A 16,842-nucleotide genomic window follows, 5' to 3' on the forward strand; every position below is an offset into this window, starting at 1 on the left:
GTCCGCAGGAGACGCCATGAAGCTGCTTGGTTGGAGCGTTGGGGTGCTCGCCGCGATGTTCGCGGCGTGGCCCGCCTGCGCCCAGTCGGGCGGCTCGCCGGGGCTGAAGTTGCCGTCTCGTGCCACGGCAGCGCCTTTGGGGGCTCAAGCCTTGTTTGCTCCGGTCTGGCGCGAGCGCACCGTGTTGCTGGTAAGCGGCGGCGGACTGGGCTCGGGTCTGAACGATCAACTCATCGCCGCCAACGGAGACGGCCTGAAGGTGCGCGGCGTGCGGGTTCTCGAAGATTATTTCTTCTCGCCCACCAGCGGTTTTCGCGCTACCGGCGGCATGATCGGCGGCTCGTCGATCACGCCTTGGCTGCCGTCCGCCAACCCTCTTGGCAGCGCGCGCAGCCTCAGCCTCAGCGTGCCCCGCCTCGGGTGGGGCACGCCCGTCGCCAACACCGTTGATCCGCTGGATGGGGGCAGCGCGGCGACCTCGACAACGGTGCCTTACGTGGGAGCAGGGTTCAGCGGCCCCCTGGAAGACGGCGCGTGGCGCTTCAGTGCCGACCTGGGGCTGATTTCGCGCAACCCCGGCTCGGCCAGCAAGATCGGACGCGTCCTGACCAACGGGCTCAACAGCGTGGACGACATGATGCACGACATGCGTCTGCAACCCATGGTGCAGGTGGGGTTGAGCTACTCGTTCTGACCCGGTTGCCGCCGGCGATGGGCCCGGACGGATCGTCCGCTGGCGTGCCGGGATATTGCGCCTGGTTCAAGGCATCCGTTCGCGCTTTGCCGTATAACCGGCACACTCACACTTTTTCAATACTTGTTTTTTTGGATACAGCCATGAGCGACGTTCAACAGCGCATCGACGATCTCGTCAAAAGCAACCCCGTGGTGCTCTTCATGAAGGGCACGGCCCAGTTTCCGATGTGCGGTTTCTCGGGGCGCGCGGTCGAAATCCTCAAGGCCAGCGGCGTCACCGGCTTCAAGACCTTCAACGTGCTCGAAGATGAAGCCGTGCGCCAGGGCATCAAGGACTACGCCAACTGGCCGACCATTCCGCAGCTCTATATCAACGGTGAATTCATCGGCGGCTCCGACATCATGATGGAGATGTACCAGAGCGGCGAGCTCGCGCAACTGCTGCAAGCCGCCGCATGAGCACCAGCCCGGCTGCCGGGCGCACGCCTCTCTTGATCGTGGGGCTGACCGGCGCCAGCGGGGCCATTTACGGGGTGCGACTGTTGCAGCGTGCTCGCGAGTTGGGGGCGCAGACCCATTTGGTCGCCACCCCCGCGGGCATCCTCAATGCCCACCACGAACTCGGCCTCGACCGGGCCGAGCTGGAAGCGTTGGCCGATCAGGCTCACGCGCCGGGCGACGTCGGGGCCTGCATTGCCAGCGGCAGTTTCGCCAGCGAGGCGATGGTGGTGGCGCCGTGCAGCATGAAATCGTTGGCCGCCATCGCGCATGGCATGGGCGACAACCTGCTCACCCGCGCCGCCGACGTCACGCTGAAAGAGCGCCGACGCCTGGTGTTGATGGTGCGTGAAACCCCGTTCAACCTCGCGCATTTGCGCAACATGACGGCCGTCACCGAAATGGGCGGCATCGTTTTTCCGCCGCTGCCGGCTTTCTATCACCGACCGCAGTCGATCGACGAGTTGGTCGGTGAGACAGTCGAACGCGTGCTGGCCCTGGTGGGCTTGTGCGGCGCTACGCCGCGCGAGTGGGGTGGCCTCTGACCCGGTTGCTCGAACTGGGCATGGCCGAGTCGACTAGGTTTTGACTTCCCAGCGCTTGCGTGCGCCCAGCACGGCGTTGGGGTATTCGGCCCGGCCCCGGCTGCCGTTGTAGCGGCCGAGCGCCATGAACAGGTCGCCCCGTTCCACGTCGATGTAATGGCGCAGGATCACGCAGCCGAAGCGCAGATTGGCTTGCATGTGAAAGAGCTTGCCGGTGTCGCCGTCGCCGATGGAGCGGATCCAGAACGGCATGACCTGCATATAGCCCCGGGCACCGACGCTGCTGATGGCGTATTTGCGAAAGCCGCTTTCCACCTCGATCAAGCCCAGCACGAGCGACGGGTCGAGTCCGGCGCGGCGGCTCTCGTACCAGACGGCTTCGAGAAACTCGCGGCGCACCTGGAAGTCGGTGTACTTGCGCTTGAGCTTGTCGCCGTTAGCGCCAACCCAGCGTGCATAGGCAATGCGATCCTCGACCTTGTCGAACTGCATGCGGGGCGGGGCGCCGTCACTCACGGCGGCGCTCAGCGCGGTACGCACGGCATCGGCCAGCGGCTCTTCTTTCTGCGCGCCAGCCTGGGCCAGCAGGGGCCAGCCCGTCAGCGCCAGCGCGCAAGCCAGCCCCACGCAACGCGTGGTGATGGCTTTCGAGAAGAAACTTCGGGTCGACATTTGAAAATACTAGATCTTCAGCTTGGCGCGCAACAGGGTGACGATCTCGTTGAGCGCCACTTTTGTGGCTTCGGTCTCACGTCGGCCCTGGTATTCGACCTGGCCGTCCTTGAGCCCGCGGTCGGACAGCACCACCCGGTGCGGCACGCCGATCAACTCCCAGTCGGCGAACATCGCGCCCGGGCGCTCGCCGCGGTCGTCGAGGATGGCGTCGATGCCTAGCGCCAGCAGCTCGTCGTACAGACGGTCGGCCATGGCTTTGACGTCTGCCGAGCGGTCGTATCCGATCGGACAGATGCTGACAGTAAACGGTGCGATCGAATCGGGCCAAATGATGCCGCGATCGTCGTGATTTTGTTCGATTGCCGCGCCCAGAATGCGGGTCACGCCGATGCCGTAGCAGCCCATTTCGAACAGCTTGGGCTTGCCGGTTTCGTCGAGGAAGGTGGCGTTCATCGCGGCGCTGTACTTGGTGCCCAGGAAGAACACGTGGCCGACCTCGATACCGCGCTGAATCGCCAGCGCGCCCTTGCCGTCCGGCGAGGGGTCGCCCTCGACCACGTTGCGGATGTCCGCCACCACGTCGGGCTCAGGCAGGTCGCGGCCCCAGTTCACGCCCTGGATGTGGAAATCGGCCTCGTTGGCGCCGGTCACGAAGTCGTGCATGTTGGCCACCGTGCGGTCGGCCACGATCTTCACCGGCTGCTTCAAGCCGATCGGGCCCAGGTAGCCGGGCTTGGTGCCGAAGTGCTCGATGATTTCCTTTTCGGTAGCGAAGCGGAAGCCGTTCTTGAGGCCCTCGACCTTGCCGGCCTTCACTTCGTTGAGGTCGTGGTCGCCACGCACCAGCAGCAGCCACACGGTCGATTTGACGATCTCGCCGGCCTCGTCGAGTTCGTCGGTGGCCAGCACCAGCGACTTCACGGTTTGCGTCAACGGCAGGCCGAGCAGCGCGGCCACATCGGCGCACGAGGTCTTGCCGGGGGTTGCCACTTTTTGCAGGGCTTGCGTGGCGGTGCCGCGCTGGGCGATCAGCGGGCCGGACTCGGCCAGCTCGATGTTGGCGGCGTAGTCGCTGTTCGGGCAGTAGACGATGGCGTCTTCGCCGGTGTCGGCGATCACCTGGAATTCGTGCGAACGGTCGCCGCCGATGGCGCCGGTGTCGGCGGCCACGGCGCGGTATTGCAACCCGAGGCGGTCGAAGATGCGGCAGTAGGCAGCGTACATCTTGTCGTAGCTCTTGCCGGCCGACTCGACGTCGCGGTCGAAGGAGTAGGCGTCCTTCATCGTGAACTCGCGACCGCGCATCACGCCAAAGCGCGGGCGGCGCTCGTCGCGGAACTTGGTCTGGATCTGATAGAAGTTCTTCGGCAGCTGGCGGTAGCTGCGCAGCTCCTGGCGAGCGATGTCGGTGACCACCTCTTCGGCCGTCGGCTGGATGATGAAGTCACGGTCGTGGCGGTCTTTCACACGCAGCAGCTCGGGGCCCATCTTGTCGAAGCGGCCGGTTTCTTGCCACAGCTCGGCGGGCTGCACCACGGGCATGGTCAACTCGACCGCACCGGCACGATCCATCTCGGAGCGGATGATCGCCTCGACCTTGCGAATCGAGCGCAAACCCATTGGCATGTAGTTGTACAGGCCGGCACCGAGCTTCTTGATGAGGCCGGCGCGCATCATGAGTTTGTGGCTCACGATTTCAGCGTCGGTGGGGGCTTCTTTGAGCGTCGAGATGAAGAACTGGGAGGCTTTCATGCGGGCTGTGGCAATAAGTGGCGGTAAACGGATGGGGCGTGTCAGGGGGGGCGCAAACCGTTGTGGCGCGCGGATCAAACCGGGTTTGAGCTTATGTGCGACGCGGTGGTCAGCTCAAGTACGGCGTTGGGGCTCGCGGCGGCAACTGACCATTGCAAGTTGCCGCGCAATGGCATCGCATTAACGGCCGATAGCTATCAAAACGGGTATGACCCCGCTTGCGTGCATCGGCGCCGATGCAATAATGAACCCAGTTAAGAATTTGGAGTTGATTATGCTCGACCGTGAAGGCTTCAGGCCCAACGTCGGCATCATCCTGCTCAATAGCCGGAACCAGGTTTTCTGGGGCAAACGCATCCGCACCCATTCCTGGCAATTTCCGCAAGGCGGCATCAAGTATGGTGAGTCGCCCGAGCAGGCCATGTACCGAGAACTCCACGAAGAAGTGGGGTTGCTGCCCGAGCACGTCCGCATCGTTGCGCGCACGCGCGACTGGCTGCGTTACGAGGTGCCCGACCACTTCATCCGCCGTGATGCGCGGGGGCACTACAAGGGGCAGAAACAGATCTGGTTTCTGCTGCAGCTTACCGGGCGCGATTCAGACATGAACCTGCGCGCCACCAGCCACCCCGAGTTCGACGCCTGGCGTTGGCATGACTACTGGGTGCCGCTCGACGTGGTGATCGAATTCAAGCGCGAGGTCTATCAGCTCGCCTTGACTGAGCTGTCGCGCTATATCCCGCGTCTTGGTGGGCACAACCGGTATCTGCGTTCGGGCATGCGTCCGCCGCGACGCCCTGACGAGGTCGCTCACGAACAGGACGGCGTGCAAGGGCACGTGCATCATGCGGCTGACGAACCCGCCCCGGTGGTCGATGTCGTCAGCCACATCGGCGACTCCGATCTTTGATCAAGCGGGGGCGCGAGCCTGCGGGATCAGGCCAGGATCAGGTTGTCGCGGTGGATGAGCTCGGGCTCGTTGGCGTAGCCCAGCAGGGTTTCGATCTCGCTGCTGGCGCGACGGGCGATGAGGCGCGCCTCGGCGCTGTCGTAGTTGGTCAGGCCGCGGGCAATTTCGGCGCCAGCGGCGTTGCGCACCGCGATCACGTCGCCACGATGAAAGTCGCCCTGCACCTCGGTCACGCCGATCGGCAGCAGGCTCGCGCCGCCCTGGCTGAGCTTGGTGACGGCGCCGGCGTCGATCAGCACCGAGCCGCGCAGTTGCAGGTGGTCGGCCATCCATTGCTTGCGCGCCGCCTGCTTGGCCGTGCTGGCCACGAACAGCGTGCCGATGGACTCGCCTTGTGCCAGGCGCACCAGCGCGTCCGGCTCGCGGCCCCAGGCGATCACGGTGCTGGCGCCGCTGCGCGCGGCACGCTTGGCGGCGAGCACCTTGGTGATCATGCCGCCGGTGCCCACGCGTGAGCCGGCACCGCCGGCCATCTGCTCGAGCGCGGGGTCGCCCGCCGTGGCCACGTCGATGAAGCGCGCGGTCGGGTCCTTGCGCGGGTCGGCGCTGTAGAGCCCTTTCTGGTCGGTCAGGATGACCAGCGCGTCGGCCTCGACCAGGTTGGCCACCAATGCGCCCAGCGTGTCGTTGTCGCCGAACTTGATCTCATCGTTGACGACGGTGTCGTTCTCGTTGATGACCGGCACCACGCGGTGCGTCAGCAGCGTCAGCAGCGTCGAGCGGGCGTTGAGGTAGCGCTCGCGGTCGGCCAGGTCGGCGTGCGTCAGCAGCACCTGGGCGCTGCCCATGCCTTGCTCGCTGAGCTTCGATTCGTACATCTGTGCCAGGCCCATCTGGCCGACGGCGGCGGCGGCCTGCAGCTCGTGCAGCTCTTTCGGGCGGGTGGTCCAGCCCAGGCGCTTCATGCCTTCGGCGATGGCGCCGCTCGACACCATCACCACCTCGCGGCCGTCGGCGGCCAGTGCGGCGAGTTGGCGGCACCAGTTGCCGATGGCTTGGGCGTCGACTCCGCGACCTTCGTTGGTGACAAGGCTGGAGCCGACTTTGACGACGATGCGGCGGGCGTTTTTCAGAACGTCACTCATGGCGCGGTGCGGAACAAGGCGATGCGGTTGGCTACGGGAGGGCGATGCGACGGTCAGCGAAAGCGCGGGTCGTCGGCGTCGGGCGTGAAGCCGTCGTCGCCTTCTTGCGCGGCCAGTTCGGCGGCGCGCTGGGCAGCCGACTTGCGGGGCTTGCGCGGACGAGGTTGCGGCGCGGTCGGTTCGGCGTCGGGCAGCGGGCCGTCGAAGCGCACGTCGTGCTCGATGACGGGTTGCTGCTGCTCGGCCGCGACGTGCTCGTAGATGGTGCGGATCAATTGCTCGCAGCCTTCGCGCGTGAGCGCTGAGATCTCGAAGACCGGGCCCTTCCACTTGTAGCGCTTGACGAAGTCCTTCACGCGGGCGACGCGCTCTTCGGCCGGGACCATGTCGAGCTTGTTGAGCACCAGCCAGCGCGGCTTGTCGTACAGGGCCTTGTCGTACTTCTTGAGCTCGTTGACGATGGCCTTGGCTTGCGCGACCGGGTCAACGCCCTCATCGAAGGGCGCGAGATCGACGATGTGCAGCAGCACGCGGGTGCGCTGCAAGTGGCGCAAGAAGGTGTGGCCCAGGCCAGCGCCTTCGGCGGCACCTTCGATCAGGCCGGGGATGTCGGCGACCACGAAGCTCTTTTCAGGGCCAACGCGCACCACGCCGAGATTGGGGTGCAGGGTGGTGAACGGGTAGTCGGCGATCTTCGGGCGGGCGTTGGACACGGCCGCGATGAAGGTCGATTTGCCGGCGTTGGGCATGCCGAGCAGGCCCACGTCGGCCAGCACTCGCAACTCCAGGCGCACGCTGCGCTGCTCGCCGGGCCAGCCGGGCGTTTTCTTGCGCGGCGCGCGGTTGGTGCTGGTCTTGAAATGCAGGTTGCCGAAACCGCCATCGCCACCCTTGGCAATCAGGATGCGTTCGCCTGGTTCGAGCAGTTCGCCGATGCGCTCGTCGGTTTCGACGTCGGTGATGATGGTGCCGACCGGCATGCGCAGGATCACGTCATCGGCGGCGGCGCCGTATTGGTCGGTGCCGCGACCGTTCTCGCCGCGCTTGGCCTCGTAGCGGCGCGCGTAGCGGAAGTCGACCAGGGTGTTCAGGTTCGGGTTGGCCTCGGCCCAGACCGAGCCGCCACGCCCGCCGTCGCCGCCATCGGGGCCGCCGAAAGGAATGAACTTCTCGCGGCGAAAGCTGGCGCAGCCGTTGCCACCGTCGCCGGCGGCAACGTCGATCGTGACTTCATCGACAAATTTCATGGGTTCGGATCTTTTATGCGCGGTAGCCGATGGTAGCGGCAGCGAGGAGGAAGGGATGAGTCTGGTGCGACACAGTGCGTCGCTAACGAAAAAGCCCCGGCGAGCCGGGGCTTTGTCTCGAATCGATGAGCGGCGGTGCCGCTCGCCGAATCAAACCGGCGTCACGATGACGGTACGACGGCTTTGCGGGCCCTTGACGGCGAACGACACGGTGCCGTCGACCAGCGCGAACAGGGTGTGGTCGCGACCGGTGCCGACGTTGTCACCAGCGTGGAATTGGGTGCCGCGTTGGCGCACGATGATCGAGCCAGCCGAGATGACTTGGCCGCCGTAGGCCTTCACGCCCAGCATTTTCGGTTGGGAATCGCGGCCGTTCCGTGTGGAACCGCCGCCTTTTTTCTGTGCCATTTCTTAGCTCCTTGGATGCTTCGAGAACAGTGGATCAGTCGTCAATCAACCATTGACCGCGCTGATTTGCAGCTCGGTGTAGGTCTGACGGTGACCTTGGCGCTTTTGATAGTGCTTGCGACGACGCATCTTGAAGATGCGAACTTTGTCGTGCTTGCCTTGTGCCACAACCGTGGCCTTGACTGTCGCGCCAGCAACCAAGGGCGTGCCAACCTTCAGTTCGGCGCCGTTACCAACGGCGAGAACTTGGTCGATCACGATCTCTTGGCCAACTTCCGCAGCAATCTGTTCTACTTTGATCTTTTCGCCAGCAGCAACCTTGTATTGCTTGCCACCGGTTTTTATGACCGCGTACATATCAGCCCCTTAACAAATAAGTGGGTTGGCGAAATTGCCCACCCAACCAGAATTTGCCGCCGCTGCACTGCACCGATGGACCACCTTTCGGCGGTTACAGGCAAACGCATCTTTGGCAAAGCCGGCAATTATAGCTGAGTTTCGGCGACTGGTGTGAGCTGCTTGGCGGGGGCCGGTTTGGGCCAGCCCATGAAGCGCACCACGTCGTCGTGGCGGGCCATGGTGTCGGCGTAACCCAGGGTCATGAGCTCGTGGGTGTAGGCCTTTTCAAACAGCAGGTAGCTGGCGAAGGCCGCGCCGCGGGCGGTTTCGCCGCGGCCGTAGACCCCCACGGCGCGCAGCATGGCGCGGATGGAGTGCGGCAGGGCGCCCAGGTTGCGCCCGGCGATGTCGTCGAGCCGCTGGCTGGGGGCGATCACGAGCACCTCGATCGGCTTGAGGCTGGACTGCGCCCGCACCTCCGGCGGCAGCAACGACACGGTGCGGTTGATGCGCTGCAGGCGTTCGACATCGACGGCGAGGGCGTCCAGGAAGATGTTGGACAGCGCGTGGCCGGCGATCTGCGCGAGGTTGGGGTATTCGTGGTGCAGCTTGCGCTCGCTGGGCGGCGGCTCGTGCATGCGGCCGGCACCGATGACCAGCACCTTCTTGGCGCCCAGATGGATGGCCGGCGAGATCGGGGCGGCCTGACGCATGGAGCCGTCGCCGAAGTAGTGGCGTTGCTGGTCGATGGGCAGAGCCACCGCCGGGAAGACGAACGGGATGGCCGACGAGGCTTGCAGGTGCGCGTGGGTGATGCGGTCGCGCACGGCGTGGCGCTGGGTGCGCTCCCAGGGCGGGATGTCGTGCGAGGTTTCGTAGAAGGTGATGTGCTCGCCGGTGGTGTAGCTCGACGCCGAGATGGCCAGCGCATGCATGTGCCCCTCGGCGAAGACGCGCGGCAGGCGCTCCAGCGGCACCAGCTTGGACAGCGTGTGGTGCATCGGGGCGTTGTCGAGCAGCGAGCGGGGGCGCATGCGGCGCCAGCGGGCGAGGGCCCAGCCCATCGAAAACAGGCTCAGCCAGCGCGCGCCGGCGCGGATCACGCCGAAGGAGTCGGCGCGGTAGATGTCTTCGGCGTGGATGTTGCTCCAGATGCCGACCATGGTGTCGATGGCGTGATCGAAATCGTCGGAACGACAGGCCAGCCCGGCGGCGTTGATGGCGCCCGCCGAGGTGCCGGCGATGACGGGGAAGGGGTTGCCCGAGGTGATGCCGCAGCTGCGACGGATGGCCGCAAAGGCTTGCAGCACGCCGACCTGGTAGGCCGCTCGCGCGCCGCCGCCCGTGAGGATCAATCCGGTGAGGTCCGTGCTCATGGAGGCTTTATCGGCCAAAGCTGGGCGGGGGATAACTAGGGCAACACCTCGCGCGTGGCCTGGCTTTTGGCTGGTTCGTGTCAGGCGGCACGACTGCTGGCCAGTTGAGCGGGCAGCGCCAGGGCGTCGAGCGGGCTGGCCGTGGTGCCGGCGGCCACCTTGAGCACGTGGGTGTAGATCATGGTGGTGCTGACGTCGCTGTGGCCGAGCAGCTCTTGCACGGTGCGGATGTCGGTGCCGCTTTGCAGCAAATGGGTGGCGAACGAGTGCCGCAGCGTGTGGACGGACGCGGGCTTGTGGATGCCGGCGCGCCGCACGGCCTGCTTGATGGCGCGTTGCAGGTTCTGCTCGTGCAGGTGGTGGCGGCGGACTTCGCCGCTGCGCGGATCGGTGGACAGGCTGGCGGACGGGAAGGCCCAGAACCACGTCCAGGACTCGCCGGCGCGCGGGTACTTGCGCTCCAGCGCGTGCGGCAGGTGGACGCCACCGACGCCGGCCTGGCGGTCGGCGCGCCAGAGTTGCTGGGCTTCGTCCAACTGCCGGCGCAGGTCGGCGTGCAGGCTGCGCGGCAGCATCACCACGCGGTCCTTGCCGCCTTTGCCTTCGCGCACGATCAGCACGTTGCGATCGAAGTCGAGGTCTTTGACGCGCAGTCGCAGCCCCTCCATCAGGCGCAGCCCGGTGCCGTAGAGCAGGCGGCCGAGCACGCTGGCGGTGCCGTCCAACGCGGCCAGCACGGCGGCCACCTCAGTGGCGGTGAGCACCACCGGCACGCGGCGCTTGGGCACCGGGCGGCCGACGTCGTCCATCCAGGGCAGGGTCTGACCGAGCACGTCCTTGTAGAGAAACAGCAGGGCGCTGAGCGCCTGACGGTGGGTGGAGGCGGCCACCTTGCGCTCGTTGGCGAGGTGGCTCAAAAAGGCTTGCACCTCGACGCCGCTGAGTTCGGCCGGGTGACGCAGGCCGTGCCAGTGGACGAACTGCCGCACCCAGTAGACGTAGGCCTCTTCGGTGCGCAGGCTGTAGTGACGGTAGCGGATCATTTCGCGCAGTTGGTCGAGCAGGCGACCCTGGCGCGGTGGCGGCGTGTGCATGGCAACTCCCTGAAACCGAGTACTGTTTTTAAAAACAGTATCTCAGCGCGAGAGGGCTTCGACAAGGCATAAAAAAGGCCAGATGGCTGCCGGTGGCGGCGCATCTGGCCAAGCTTGGTCGGGGGGGAGCCAAGCGAGGAGGATGGTTCGCGTGCGGTGACCGACCGTCAGTTCGGCGCGGTGGCGGGCGCGTTGGCCGGAGCAGCCTGCGCCACTTGCGCCGGTGCATTCCAGCCGCCGCCCAGCGAGCGGATCAGCCCGATGGTGGACGTGGCCCAGGCGCCGCGCAGCTGCACAGCCTGCCGCTCGACCGCCAGCAGGTTGCGCTGCGTGTCGATGAGCGTGAGGTAGCTGTCTTCGCCGGCGCGGTAGCGCTTGTCGGCCAAGTCGGCCGCACGGCGGGCCGAGACGACGGCGCGGTCGAGCGCTTCGGTCTGGTCTCGCACGCTCGACAGGTTGGACAGCTTGTCCTCGACGTCGCCAAACGCGCCGAGCACGGCCTGGCGGTAGTTGGCGACGCTTTCGTCAAGCGCGGCTTCGGCGCGGCTGATGTTGGCGCGGTTGCGGCCGCCGTCGATGATGGGCATCGAGAGCAGGGCGCTGGCCAGCCAGCTGCGGGCGTCCCACTTGAAGAGGTCGGACAGCTCATACGACGCATAACCGCCGTTGGCCGTGAGCGCCAGCGCCGGGAAGCGCGCCGAGCGGGCCAGGCCGACGCGGGCGGTGGCCGCCATCATCTGCGCTTGCGCGGCGGCGACGTCGGGGCGGCGCTCGAGCAGGGCCGAGGGCAGGCCGGCCGGCACGTAGGGCACGGCGGCGTCGGTCGGCAGGGGGGACGGCGCGAAGCTGAACGACGCGGGCGTCTGACCCAGCAGCAGCGCCAGCACATGTTCGGCATTGGCGCGCTGGCCACGCAACGCGGCCATCTCGGCTTGCGTGGATGCCAGCTCGGTGCGGGCCCGCGCGGTGTCGAGCTCGGACACATCGCCTGCCGAGAAGCGCTTCTCGGTGAGCTTGAGCGTGTCTTCGCGCAGCGCCACGGTGCGTTGCAGCAGCTCGGTTTGGGCGTCGAGCGCGCGCAGCTGGAAGTAGGTCTGTGCCACGTCGGCCTGCAGCGCCAGCAGCACCGAACGGTAGGTGGCTTCGGCGGCTTGAGCGTCGGCGCGGGCGGCGTCGATGTTGTTGCTGACGCGGCCGAACAGGTCGACCTCGTAGCTGGCCTGCAGGCCGGCGCGCCAGGCGGTAACAGGCGGCACGTTGGTGCCAAACGGCACGCCGGCATCGACCACGGCGGCCTTGGTGCGGCCGACGCCGGCGCTGGCGTTGAGCTGCGGCAGGCGGTCGGCTTCGCTGCCACGCACGGCGGCACGGGCCGCCTGCACGCGAGCGGCGGCGGCGGCCAGCGTGGGGCTGGCTTGTGCGGCCTGCTGTTGCAGCTCGTTGAGTTTGGCGTCGCCAAACGCTTGCCACCAGGCGCCGCGGTCTTGGCCTTCGGCGGGTTGGGCGGCTTTCCAGTGGCCGCGCTCGGCGGCGGTTTGCAGATCAGCCGCTTCCTTGAAGGCTTGCGGCACGTTCAGCTCGGGCTTGGGCACGTCGGGCGCGGTGGCGCAGCCGGCCAGCACGAGGGCGGCCAGCAAGGTGGTGGGAATCAATCCAAAGACGGGTCTCATGGGTGGACCTTTCAAGCTTCTTGCGGGGTGATGGCCGGCGGGGCCGAGCGCTTTTCGCCCAGGCGCACGGCCAGCGTGCGCAGCAGCACGTAGAAGACCGGGGTGAGGAACAGGCCGAACAGCGTCACGCCCAACATGCCCGAGAACACGGCCACGCCCATGGCATGGCGCATCTCGGAGCCGGCGCCGCTCGAGAACACCAGGGGCAGCACGCCCATGATGAAAGCGAACGACGTCATCAGGATGGGGCGTAGACGCAGGCGGCTGGCTTCAAGCGCGGCTTCGACGATCGTGCGACCGTGGTGTTCGAGCTCGCGGGCGAACTCGACGATCAGGATGGCGTTCTTGGCCGACAGCCCCACCAGCACGAACAGCGCGATCTGCGTGAAGATGTTGTTGTCGCCCTTGGTCAGCCACACGCCGGTGAGCGCGCACAAGATCGACGCCGGCACGATCAGGATCACCGCCAGCGGCAGCGTCCAGCTTTCGTACTGCGCCGCGAGCACCAGGAACACCAGCAGCACGCACAGCGGGAAGACCACGACCATGGTGTTGCCGGCCAGGATGTCCTGATACGTTAGGTCGGTCCACTCGAATCCGACGCCGCGCGGCAGCGTTTCGTTGGCGAGCTTTTCCATGATGGCTTGAGCCTGACCTGACGACACACCGGGCGCGGGGCCGCCGTTGAAGTCGGCCGCGAAGTACGAGTTGTAGCGCTCGACGCGGTCGGGGCCGTACGAGGGCGTGATCTTGACCAGGCTGCCCAACGGCACCATGTCGCCGGCCGCGCTGCGCACCTTGTACTGGCCGATCGAGTCGGGGTTGGAGCGGAAGTCGGCATCCGCCTGCGCGATCACCTGGTAGGTGCGACCGAACTTGTTGAAGTCGTTCACGTACAGCGAGCCGAGGTTGATCTGCATCGTGTTGAAGATGTCAGACAGCGGCACACCCAGCTGCTTGGCCTTGGTGCGGTCGACGTCGGCGTTGAGCTGCGGCACGTTGATCTGGTAGCCCGAGTACACGCCGGCCAACTGCGGCGTCTGCCAGGCCTTCATCTGCAACGCCATCACGGCCTGGTAGAGCGCGTCTTGACCGAGGTTGGCGCGGTCTTCGACGTAGAGCTTGAAGCCGCCGGTGGTGCCCAGGCCATCAACCGGGGGCGGGGGCAGCACCATGATGAAGGCGTCCTTGATGGCTCCCAGGCGCTGGTTTACCTCGGCCGAGATGGCGCCGGCCGAGCGGCCCTTGCGCTTGTCGAAGTCATCGAGCGTGTAGAACACGATGCCCGAGTTGGGCGCGTTCATGAAGCCGTGGATCGACAAGCCCGGGAAGGCCACCGCGTTCTTCACGCCGGGCACCGACAGGGTCACGTCCGTCATGCGACGGATGACGCTTTCGGTGCGGTCGAGCGAGGCCGCTTCGGGCAGCTGCGCGAAGCCGATCAGGTAGGACTTGTCTTGCGCCGGCACGAAGCCCGACGGCACGAGGCGGAACATCACCACCGCCAGCCCGATCAGCACGGCGTACACCATGAGCGTCACCGATTTGTGGCCGATGACGCCCTTGACGCCGCCGTGATAGCCATGCGAGGCGCGGTCGAAGAAGCGGTTGAAGCGCTTGAAGAAGCCGCCGAAGGCCCAGTCCATGGCGCGCGAGAGGCGGTCTTTCGGGGCATCGTGCGGCTTCAGCAGCACGGCAACCAGCGCGGGCGACAGCGTGAGCGAGTTGAAGGCCGAGATCACCGTCGAGATGGCGATGGTCAGGGCGAACTGGCGGTAGAACTGCCCGGTGAGGCCCGACACGAAGGCGATGGGCACGAACACCGCGCACAGCACCAGCGCGATCGCGATGATGGGGCCCGACACCTCTTTCATGGCCTGGATGGTGGCCAGGCGCGGGCTGAGGCCCGATGCGATGTTGCGCTCGACGTTCTCGACCACCACGATGGCGTCGTCCACCACGATGCCGATGGCCAGCACCAGGCCGAACAGCGACAGCGTGTTGATCGAGAAACCGAAGGCCAGCAGCACGGCGAAGGTGCCGACGATGGACACCGGCACGGCCAGCAGCGGGATGATCGACGCGCGCCAGGTCTGCAGGAACACGATCACCACCAGCACCACCAGCGCCACGGCTTCGAGCAGGGTGTGGATCACCGCCTGGATCGAATCACTGACGAATTTGGTGGGGTCGTAGACCACGGTGTAGTCCACGTCCTGCGGGAAGTCGCGCTTGAGCTCTTCCATCATCTTGCGCACGTCGGTCGACAGCTGCAGCGCATTGGATTGCGGGGCCTGGAACACCGCAATGGCCACCGCCGGCTTGTTGTCGAGCAGCGAGCGCAGCGAGTAGGTGGACGAACCCAGTTCGATGCGGGCCACGTCGCGCAAGTGGGTGACGCCGCCGTCGGCGTTGGTCTTGACGATGATGTCGCCGAATTCTTCTTCGGTGCTCAAGCGCCCTTGGGCGTTGACCGAGAGCTGGAAGGGCGCGTCCTTGGCGGGCGAGGCACCCACCACGCCGGCGGCCACCTGCACGTTCTGTTCACGGATGGCGTTCACCACGTCCGGCGCGGTGAGGCCGCGTGCGGCGACCTTTTGCGGGTCGAGCCAGACGCGCATCGAGTAGTCGCCCGCGCCGAACACCTGCACCTGGCCCATGCCAGGGATGCGCGAGAGGCGGTCCTTGATGTTGAGCACGGCGTAGTTGCGCAGGTAGACCTCGTCGTAGGTCGACTTGGGCGACACCAGGTGCACCACCATCGTGATGTTCGACGAACTCTTGACCGTGGTCACGCCGATCTGGCGCACTTCTTCGGGCAGGCGCGGCAGGGCGCGCTGCACGCGGTTTTGCACCTGCGTTTCGGCCTGCTCGACGTTGGTGCCGACCTTGAAGGTCACGGTCAGGTTCATGCCGCCGTCACCGGTGGCCTGCGAGCCCATGTAGAGCATGTTCTCGACGCCGTTGATCGCTTCTTCGAGCGGGGCCGCAACGGTTTGCGCGATCACGTTGGGGTTGGCGCCCGGGAAGCGCGTGCTGACCACCACCGACGGCGGCACCACCTCGGGGTATTCGGAGATCGGCAGGCGGTTGATGGCGATCAGCCCGGCGACGAAGATGATGATCGACAGCACCCCGGCGAAGATGGGGCGGTCGACAAAGAATTTCGAGAAGTTCATGGGCTGATCCTCATTGCTGGGCCGGGGCGCTGGACGCGGCAGCGCCCGAGGCGGCGCCTTCCATCGGCACCACTTGCGGGCTCAGCGGGGCGCCGGGGCGCACGCGCTGCAGGCCGTCCACCACGACGCGCTCGCCGGCCTTCAAGCCGGACGTGATCACGCGCAGGTCGCCCTGGCGCGAGCCCAGCTGGACGGGGCGGTAGTCGGCCTGGTTCTTGTCGTTGAGCACGAAGACGAACTTGCGGCTCTGGTCGGTGCCGATGGCACGCTCGGCCACCAGCGTGGACGGCGCGCCGCCTGCTGCGTCGGTGCTCATCTGCACGCGGGCATACAGGCCCGGCGTGAGCAGGCCGTCGGGGTTGCGCACCAGGGCGCGCAGGCGCACGCTGCCCGAGGCCGGGTCGACGCGGTTGTCGATGAACTCCAGTCGGCCTTCGTGCGGGAAGCCGGCTTCATTGGACAAGCCCGCATTGAGCTTGACGCTGCCGGGGTGGTTGCGCGCCGTCTTGCCGAGTTGCAGGTAGGTGGCCTCGTCGCCGGTGAAGCTCACGTAGATCGGGTCGGCCGACACGATGGAGGTGAGTACGGTGTTGCCGTCCACCAGGTTGCCTTCGGTGACCTCGGCCTTGCTGACGCGGCCGCTGATCGGGGCGCGCACGCTGGTCCAGGCCAGGTTGAGCTGGGCGGTCTGCAGCGAGGCGGCATCGGCGCGGGCCGTGGCTTCGAGCTGGCGCTGGTTGGCGGCGCGCTCGTCGTAGTCGCGCTGCGCGATGGCGTTGTCGGCCAGCAGGCGCCTGGAGCGGTCGAGCTCGGTCTTGGCCAGGTCGGCGCGGGCGCGCGAGCTGGCGGCGGCGGCCTCGGCGCGGGCGGCTTCAGCCTGGTAGGGGCGCGGGTCGATGGTGAAGAGCACGTCGCCCTTCTTGACCAGCGAGCCCGGCTTGAAACCGACGCTCACGATGTAGCCGGCCACGCGCGGGCGCAGCTCGGCATGCTCGACGGCTTCGACGCGGCCCGAGAACTCGCGCTGCTCGGCCACCGGCCGGGCGATGACTGCGGCCACGCTGACGGGCATGGCCGGCGGCGGCGCCATCGAGGCGTGGGCGTCTTGCTGCTGGCTGCAGCCGCTGAGCAGACCGAAGGACGACAGGATGGCCAGCGTCGCGATCGACAGCGAGAACAGGCCGGGGTGCCGGGGAACGAGGGGTTGCTGGGTCGGTTTCATGGAGTGCTCCGTGACGCGTCGGTCGAGTGGGATGGTGAGGATTCGGTGGAGGGGGCGGGCGTGGTGGCCGCGCTGGTGGTGCTGCA

General features: G+C 66.6%; 15 protein-coding genes. 4 read left to right on the forward strand and 11 right to left on the reverse strand.

The window, feature by feature from the left end:
• Positions 1-16 precede the first annotated feature (16 nt).
• The 3 genes from ACE3SS_RS02570 (at position 17) to ACE3SS_RS02580 (ending at position 1,739) form a co-directional block, all read left to right on the forward strand.
• Positions 17-694: a hypothetical protein gene (locus ACE3SS_RS02570; protein ID WP_374590951.1), complete on the forward strand. Its 678-nt coding sequence runs from the start codon at positions 17-19 to the stop codon at positions 692-694.
• Positions 695-837: 143 nt separating this feature from the next.
• Positions 838-1,155 (forward strand): Grx4 family monothiol glutaredoxin, encoded by a 318-nt coding sequence (gene grxD / locus ACE3SS_RS02575; RefSeq protein ID WP_374590953.1) that lies wholly within the window; start codon positions 838-840, stop codon positions 1,153-1,155.
• Positions 1,152-1,739, forward strand: a complete 588-nt coding sequence (locus ACE3SS_RS02580; protein WP_374590955.1) for a UbiX family flavin prenyltransferase — start codon at positions 1,152-1,154, stop codon at positions 1,737-1,739. Before grxD ends, ACE3SS_RS02580 begins: the two co-directional genes overlap by 4 nt.
• A gap of 33 nt (positions 1,740-1,772) precedes the next feature.
• Here the strand turns inward: ACE3SS_RS02580 and ACE3SS_RS02585 are convergent, their stop codons facing one another.
• Together ACE3SS_RS02585 and ACE3SS_RS02590 are read right to left on the reverse strand one after the other, a co-directional pair.
• Positions 1,773-2,411 (reverse strand): lytic transglycosylase domain-containing protein, encoded by a 639-nt coding sequence (locus ACE3SS_RS02585; RefSeq protein WP_374590957.1) that lies wholly within the window; start codon positions 2,409-2,411, stop codon positions 1,773-1,775.
• A 9-nt stretch (positions 2,412-2,420) separates the two neighbouring features.
• Positions 2,421-4,166 carry a proline--tRNA ligase gene (locus tag ACE3SS_RS02590; RefSeq protein WP_374590959.1) on the reverse strand — a complete coding sequence of 582 codons (1,746 nt, stop codon included), beginning with the start codon at positions 4,164-4,166 and terminating at the stop codon, positions 2,421-2,423.
• A gap of 274 nt (positions 4,167-4,440) precedes the next feature.
• Here ACE3SS_RS02590 and ACE3SS_RS02595 point away from each other — a divergent pair, with 274 nt between their 5' ends.
• Positions 4,441-5,076, forward strand: coding sequence for an RNA pyrophosphohydrolase (locus tag ACE3SS_RS02595; protein ID WP_374590986.1), 636 nt, complete (start codon positions 4,441-4,443; stop codon positions 5,074-5,076).
• A gap of 26 nt (positions 5,077-5,102) precedes the next feature.
• On the opposite strand, the gene proB is transcribed toward ACE3SS_RS02595, so the two are convergent.
• The 9 genes from proB to ACE3SS_RS02640 all read right to left on the reverse strand — a co-directional run bounded on the left by proB (position 5,103) and on the right by ACE3SS_RS02640 (position 16,756).
• The gene (gene proB, locus ACE3SS_RS02600; RefSeq protein WP_374590961.1) at positions 5,103-6,221 is read right to left on the reverse strand and encodes a glutamate 5-kinase; all 1,119 of its coding nucleotides are present in this window, start codon (positions 6,219-6,221) and stop codon (positions 5,103-5,105) included.
• Positions 6,222-6,274: 53 nt separating this feature from the next.
• The gene (gene obgE / locus ACE3SS_RS02605; protein WP_374590963.1) at positions 6,275-7,468 is read right to left on the reverse strand and encodes a GTPase ObgE; all 1,194 of its coding nucleotides are present in this window, start codon (positions 7,466-7,468) and stop codon (positions 6,275-6,277) included.
• Between the two features lie 150 nt (positions 7,469-7,618).
• Entirely contained in the window at positions 7,619-7,876 is a 258-nt protein-coding gene (rpmA, locus tag ACE3SS_RS02610) for a 50S ribosomal protein L27 (RefSeq protein ID WP_374590965.1), read from the reverse strand.
• Between the two features lie 45 nt (positions 7,877-7,921).
• A complete protein-coding gene (gene rplU, locus ACE3SS_RS02615; protein WP_374590968.1) occupies positions 7,922-8,233 on the reverse strand; it encodes a 50S ribosomal protein L21 in 312 nt (103 codons plus the stop codon).
• Between the two features lie 128 nt (positions 8,234-8,361).
• Positions 8,362-9,591: a patatin-like phospholipase family protein gene (locus tag ACE3SS_RS02620; RefSeq protein ID WP_374590971.1), complete on the reverse strand. Its 1,230-nt coding sequence runs from the start codon at positions 9,589-9,591 to the stop codon at positions 8,362-8,364.
• Between the two features lie 80 nt (positions 9,592-9,671).
• The gene (locus tag ACE3SS_RS02625) at positions 9,672-10,685 is read right to left on the reverse strand and encodes an integron integrase (protein WP_374590974.1); all 1,014 of its coding nucleotides are present in this window, start codon (positions 10,683-10,685) and stop codon (positions 9,672-9,674) included.
• A 167-nt stretch (positions 10,686-10,852) separates the two neighbouring features.
• Positions 10,853-12,355 (reverse strand): efflux transporter outer membrane subunit, encoded by a 1,503-nt coding sequence (locus ACE3SS_RS02630; protein WP_374590977.1) that lies wholly within the window; start codon positions 12,353-12,355, stop codon positions 10,853-10,855.
• Between the two features lie 11 nt (positions 12,356-12,366).
• Positions 12,367-15,534 (reverse strand): efflux RND transporter permease subunit, encoded by a 3,168-nt coding sequence (locus tag ACE3SS_RS02635; RefSeq protein WP_374590980.1) that lies wholly within the window; start codon positions 15,532-15,534, stop codon positions 12,367-12,369.
• A gap of 10 nt (positions 15,535-15,544) precedes the next feature.
• Positions 15,545-16,756, reverse strand: a complete 1,212-nt coding sequence (locus tag ACE3SS_RS02640) for an efflux RND transporter periplasmic adaptor subunit (RefSeq protein WP_374590983.1) — start codon at positions 16,754-16,756, stop codon at positions 15,545-15,547.
• Positions 16,757-16,842: the final 86 nt, after the last annotated feature.

Source organism: Aquabacterium sp. (assembly GCF_041915145.1).
In the GTDB taxonomy this organism is placed as follows: domain Bacteria; phylum Pseudomonadota; class Gammaproteobacteria; order Burkholderiales; family Burkholderiaceae_C; genus Aquabacterium.